Origin of the sequence: Caballeronia calidae (assembly GCF_900044055.2) — a bacterium.
Classification (GTDB): domain Bacteria; phylum Pseudomonadota; class Gammaproteobacteria; order Burkholderiales; family Burkholderiaceae; genus Caballeronia; species Caballeronia calidae.
Genome location: NZ_FCOX02000167.1, coordinates 1 through 5,458 on the forward strand (window position 1 = coordinate 1; position 5,458 = coordinate 5,458).

The 5,458-nt window shown below is 56.0% G+C and carries 3 protein-coding genes and 3 pseudogenes; 3 read left to right on the plus strand and 3 right to left on the minus strand.

Going from position 1 to position 5,458, the window contains the following annotated elements:
* The coding region (locus tag AWB78_RS41290) for a transposase (protein ID WP_198399480.1) at positions 1-539 on the minus strand (539 nt) is incomplete at its 3' end.
* 421 nt (positions 540-960) lie between these two features.
* On the opposite strand from AWB78_RS41290, the gene AWB78_RS41295 reads away from it, so the two are divergent.
* On the plus strand, positions 961-3,093 hold the full coding sequence (locus AWB78_RS41295; protein ID WP_062612920.1) for a tetratricopeptide repeat protein: 2,133 nt from the start codon (positions 961-963) through the stop codon (positions 3,091-3,093).
* Between the two features lie 396 nt (positions 3,094-3,489).
* On the opposite strand, the pseudogene AWB78_RS50040 reads toward AWB78_RS41295, so the two are convergent.
* A pseudogene (locus AWB78_RS50040) lies at positions 3,490-4,031 on the minus strand (IS66 family transposase); the annotation flags it as partial.
* Positions 3,934-4,254, minus strand: a pseudogene (gene tnpB / locus AWB78_RS50045) (IS66 family insertion sequence element accessory protein TnpB). The pseudogenes tnpB and AWB78_RS50040, both read right to left, overlap by 98 nt.
* Before the next feature lie 186 nt (positions 4,255-4,440).
* Here tnpB and AWB78_RS50210 point away from each other — a divergent pair.
* Positions 4,441-4,827, plus strand: coding sequence for a hypothetical protein (locus AWB78_RS50210; RefSeq protein WP_445344273.1), 387 nt, complete (start codon positions 4,441-4,443; stop codon positions 4,825-4,827).
* A gap of 193 nt (positions 4,828-5,020) precedes the next feature.
* Positions 5,021-5,458: pseudogene (locus AWB78_RS41310) on the plus strand (IS110 family RNA-guided transposase); the annotation flags it as partial.

Genomic DNA, 5,458 nt, shown 5'->3' on the forward strand with positions numbered 1-5,458 from the left:
TTCGCCTTGGCCAGCAGCGCATCGATCTGTTCTTTGAGTTCCAGCTCGGCTTTCTTCATCCGCTCGTAACTCATCGCCTTATGACGCGACGCATTGGCCTTGATCTTCGTGCCGTCAACGGCAATCGTCCCGAGCTTGACCAGTCCGCATTCCTTGGCCAGCTTCACCACTTGCACAAACAGCTCCGACAGTTCCTTCAAGTGAAAGGCGCGAAAGTCGCAAAGCGTGCGATGCGCCGGATAGTTGCCCGCTGCGAGGACCCGGAACGCGACATCTTCATGCAGCTTCCTGGCCAGCTTGCGCGACGAGAACACCCCGGTCGCATAGCCGTAGACGAGCACCTTCACCATCATCGCCGGATGAAAGGGTTGATTGCGCGGGCCGCCGCCCGCATACCGCGCATGGAAGCTTGACAGGTCGAGCGAATCCACCGTGTCGCTGATGTAATAGGCCAGGTGCCCTTCCGGCAGCCAGTCTTGCAGCGCGTGGGGCAGCAACATCTGCTGCTGCGGCTCGTATGGGAGATAACTTGTTGGCATCTGCTAACAACGTCTTCTCCGCTCGGCCGGATGACATCAGATTTCTGCCGCGCGGACTCCTAGCCGGGAATATGTGCTTGAACAGAATTGACTTGATATTCAACGAGATCCGCCGCAAGACGTTGCGGGCTCGTCTGAAGACGTGAACGGTCACCGGTTCGCCAACAACCTCACCATCACCATTACCGTCAGTGGACACAACGCGGAACACGACTGGGCGTAACGCGCTCCTTCGCGTTTGCGCAGGTCCACAGACATAAACGCCGTCTTAAATGCTGCCAGAATTGAGGCCAACGAAGCCCTTTGTGATTTGTCGTGATGCTGTCGAAACGTGCCGGCCTCTGTCATACACAGTGCTATATTATTAAGCGTATTCGCGTTTCTAATACTCTCTGTACGTTCGCTCTCTACAAAGGCTTTCATGATTGTCGCGCCGTGTCACTCCGCTGTTCAACCAGTCGTGCCGCAATTCAACGATTTCGCCTTGCATGCACCACTCGATTCCGACTGCGACGACATGGCAATCAAGCGGCAACGTGCTTGCGAACACAATAACCTTGCAGTTTCCTTGATTGAAGAGGGGGACATACAGTCTGCTCTGAAGTATTTCTCTTCGGCCATCCATCTCGATTCCAAGTGTGTTTCGGTGCATGTTAATCGAATTCTCGCGCTGATCAAGGTCGGCCACGTTCGGGAGGCCGTTGAGGCTGCACGAGATGCGACTTCAGCCTTTGAAGACGACGTGAGTCTTTATCGAAAGATAGGTAAGCTGCTAAAAGTCGAGGGACAGCTCGCGCACTCGTCGTTGTTTCTCAAGCATGCCATAACGAAGTTTCCCGACGACACCGACCTAAAGCTCGATTTGGCCGAAGTCCTGCTCGAACTTCAGCAACCTAGCGAATCCCTTGCGCTCGCCAACGCATCCATCAATGGAAACGAAAAGAATCCGCGGCTGCTGACTCTTTTCGCGATGATTTCGCAGCACCAGGGCGATCTCCATCAAATGATTCACTATTTAAGAGACGTTGTAGCGCTGCGCCCAAGCGATGAGGGCATGCTTATGCAACTTGGCCAGACATATATGAGCGTCGGGTCGTTCGAGAAAGCAGCGGTCTGCTTCTACGAGGTGCTCCGCTTGAATTTTGCGAATGCTAGTTGTCACTTTAGTTTGGGTGTCTATTACCTCATGCTAGGAAATTGGCGCGCCGGATGGGAACAATTCGAATACCGATGGCGAGGGGCCGTCATGCATGACAAGCCACGTTTCAACGGTTTGGAGGAGTGGCTAGGACAAGATCTCTCCGGTAAAAAACTATTACTGGTGCAAGAGCAAGGTGCCGGAGATGCTATGCAGTTTTTTCGTTTTCTGAAAAATTTGCCTGGCGAATTGAGTCAAGTAACCTTTGTTGTCGCAACCGAGTTGCTGAGCTTGTTCAGCACTTCCCCTTTGCTTAAGGAAATTCCTTTTCCGCTCACCCTTGTGGATTCAATCTCTCCCGAGGAGCTAACGCAATCGGATTACTGGGTACCTTTGCAAAGTTTGGCTGCTCGACTGCGGCTGGAAATGGATGAAGCTCGGGTCGACGGTGCCTATTTCTCCGCACCGTTAAACGAACCAAAACTCGCAACCACCGGGAACTTCCGTTCGACTTGGTGCAAGCGCCCCCGGATTGGCTTGGTCTGGAGAGGCAATCCGAACCTGCCAACTGATCGCTGGCGTTCCAGCTCACTGCGAGACTGGATTCCCTTGATTGAGCGGGCCGATGTCCACTGGGTATCGCTCCAGCACGGCAATATGAGTCGAGAGGAAGAAGACATAACTTCACATTATAAAATCGAGATCCCGCCTAAGGCGCATAATTGGCTTGAAACAGCAGCAGTAGTCGATTCACTCGACCTCGTGATAGCGGTCGACACCGGCGTGGCGCATTTGGCCGGGGCGCTTGCGAAGCAGGTGTGGATGCTGAATCGAGCCACCAGCGAGTGGCGATGGGGCTGGAAACCCTCAGAAACGGTCTGGTATCAAAATATGCGGATATTCAATCAAGAATGTCTCGGAAATTGGAAACCAGTAATCTCTGAACTCGATAGCAACTTAGGTCGCTGCAGGCAGCGAATTAAGCCTTGGCTTCCCCCCGCGAACAAGGTCAGCGTCTACCAAGCAGAGGAACTGTTCCGACGATCACAACAAAGTGCGGCAAAAAAAGACTACCTGCACGGACGCGAACTCTGCCAGCTGGCTCACATTATGTCTCCGGATCTTATGGAAGTAACATACGAACTTGGCGTACTGCATGGAATGTTAGGCGAACACGAAGACGCGCTCAAGTGTTTTCAAACCGTTGCACGTTGTGACAACGCCTACTCTAAGGTACAAAAGAATTGTGGACTTGCACACGAGAATCTAGGCGACTTCGAGCGAGCGCTCCAAGCTTACCAACGCGCCCGCGCTCAGTATCCGGAGGACGAGCAACTCTCCATTTGGATTCGCGAGATCCAAGATCAACTACAGACTGAGTCAGTTCCGGTTTCGGATGTCTCAGCGATAGCGTGAACTGACGCCACGACACTAACGAGGTCAAGCAAAAGCCGGTAAGACCCGTCGAGCCTCGGGGTGACGGAGGCGCTCAACTCATTCCTTCACGCACATCTTTGCTTGAGCGACTCTGTGTAACTTCTGAGTGTGAGCTTGCTTAGGATGCTATGGTCAGTGATGATGTCGTGGTTGAGACTGATTGAGCTGTCGAGTCGCTTTATCCCAAGGGGAAGGCCGGACGTCCGCCATTCCTAAGTCGCGACGACGCTGCACAATCACTTCATCCATGTATGGCCCCGACGCGTCTTGCGGGCTTCGTTCGTATGTAAAACGGTCGTATGCAATCCACAACCGACGCTCCTCAGAGGGGGATGTGCGGCGTGCAGCATGTGTAAACGCGGCGTTGGCGTAGCGAAGGTCCGCAGGGATTTTCCCGGGAAGCAGGGCGTCGTAGTCGTCGACGGTCTTTGCTAGAGGTAGCCGCTGGAACAGCCAGGTGAGGTGACGATACGGGTCAATGCTGTTGGCATTGCAAGTTTCGACCAATGCGTAGAGATTGGCGCTTGCGTTCGCGCCGTCCACGGTGTCCGAGAACAGCCACCCGCGGCGCCCGACGAAGAAGGGGCGGATTGAATTTCGCAGGGATTGTTCGATATGGGCCAGTCGCCGTTCTCGACGTATCGGATCAGCTTCGGCCACTGTTCGCGCAGGTAGGTAGAGCCTTGCCGAGCAAGCTGTTGGGCACGCACCGGGCGATTGCTCGAGCATCAGATTGTGGATGGCGTGAGCACGCGTGCACTGTACCGTCATCGCAATCGCAATCGCAATCGCTGTCGCCTTTCGGCTTTCCGTTTCGCGCTACGCGCCTCGGCAACGAACAACTTTCCGATCAGCTTGATGAAGCGCGTCGCGCGCAGATCGGACGAGCGCGCTGCCTTGGGCACATTGTCCTCTGTAGGCACTGCAATCGCTCGACGTCCAGCGGACGACTCCTGCAGTACTGTCGGGCCAAACGAAGCGGTCCTTCTCTTCGAGCCTCTTGAACAATAACCAGAACCCGTTGTGATCCTAGCCGAGGATCTTGATACGATCACATCGCTGGTTCGTGAACACATCGAGCGACGAATCCATCGGGTTCAGTCCCATCGCCTGCTCCACGAGAATCGACAGGCTGTTCATCCCGAATCGGAACTCGACGGGATCGCGGTGCAGATGGACGTTCAGACCTTCGTCAAACCGGAACACGGCAGCCTCCCAAGCACCTGTATGATCGTCGTGATCTCTTCGACGCCAGCCTCGCCGAAGTTGAGTTCGACACCGTTAGGTAACCGAACATGCAACGCGAGCGTCATCGATGGAGCTGGAGTGGACGGTATCGACGGCGACACTGGGGCAGAGGTGACGGGAACAAACGCGGGTAAGGTGCTTGCACTACAGGGACTTCTGACGGTCCGCGCAGCAATGTCGATCGAGACGCCATCGATACCACAAGGTCCGATTCTCGGGAATCGTGCAGGATCTGCGGCATATATCGCGCGACCATCGGCGCAACTGGTTGGGGTTGACGTCGTTTTCCATGGCGGCACGCGCGATCGACACACCCGGCTTCAGGCACAGTGCGACCAGACCCCGTACAGCATCCTCGTCAACCTCGCGCCGGCCGTCCCGTTTTTGGCCAACGACGAGCCTGCTGCGAAGGTCTTGATTCTCGTTCATTGCGGTCTGAACCTATGTGTCCACGCGGACACATAGGTTCAGACCTTCAGCCGTTCATTGGAAGGACGTTGTGTCTGGACCGCATACAAACGGTCTTCAAACTGCCTGCATGCCGAACAGCTTGACGACATCCGCGCGCCTCGTCCCTAGATCCTATGCAGCGTGAGAGTCGTCGAGGCCCCAAGCCGTAAGATTGGCGTGGCCAAGCCTTGCTCAGTGGAGGGGCATCATGGACGCACATCACGTTACCGAACCCCATGCTGAAGACGTCATACTGGCGGTATCGCTCGAACTCGCGGCCAGGAAGTGGAAGGTCGCGCTCCACGATGGCCGGCGCGAGCGGCCCGCCGTCCATACGGTCGAGCAGCCGCAGGCCGCCGCCCGCCTGCAGGCCGTGCTCGGCCTGATCGAGGCCCACAAGGAGAAGTGGTTACTGCCCACCGGCGTGCGCGTCGTCGTGAGCTACGAGGCCGGCCAGGACGCGTTCTGGATCTGTCGCGCGCTGCAGGCGCACGGCATCGAGTGCTACGTCATCGATGCGGCCAGCATCCCGGTAGAACGTCACAAGCGGCGCGCGAAGACCGACCGGCTCGATGTAACCAAGCTGGTAGTCAATCTGCGCGCGTGGCTACGCGGCGAGCGCGACCGCATGCACGTGCTGCACGTG